Source organism: Gluconobacter sp. P1D12_c, from assembly GCF_018812105.1.
Taxonomy (GTDB): Bacteria; Pseudomonadota; Alphaproteobacteria; order Acetobacterales; family Acetobacteraceae; genus Gluconobacter; species Gluconobacter oxydans_A.
Genome location: NZ_JACSIQ010000865.1, coordinates 1 through 359, shown reverse-complemented (window position 1 = coordinate 359; position 359 = coordinate 1). Strand labels below are relative to the sequence as shown.

1 protein-coding gene is annotated in these 359 nt (G+C 38.2%); it reads left to right on the top strand.

What is annotated here, in order from left to right; genetic code table 11:
- Nucleotides 1-36: 36 nt before the first annotated feature.
- A partial coding sequence (locus KP705_RS19560; RefSeq protein ID WP_215765515.1) for a hypothetical protein occupies nucleotides 37-359 on the top strand: 323 nt, incomplete at its 3' end.

Below are 359 nucleotides of genomic sequence, written 5' to 3'. Positions count from 1 at the left end.
TTCCAGTACCCCACAAACTGAGGGTCGGAGATTGTTATGGATATGGTAAAGAAGGAAAAATATAGAGAAATAGAGAGAGAAGTACAGAGGCTTGAAAATCTGTTCAATATAAAGGCTGTGCGATTGAAGGCACGTTATGAGACCAAGGCTATTCGTTATATGTTTGGGAATGGGGTCGAGGTTTATTGCGGTTGGGAAAAGCCTTACGATATCATGACTTGTTTGCATGACCATTATATTGACCATTCTTTTCCTGTGAAGGATGTGAAAAGTTATAGAGATTATTTGCGTTGTCTTCCTTCGCATTCTTCTTTGTTTTTGGATTACATAGAAAGCAGGGGATATGGTTTTTTAAGATT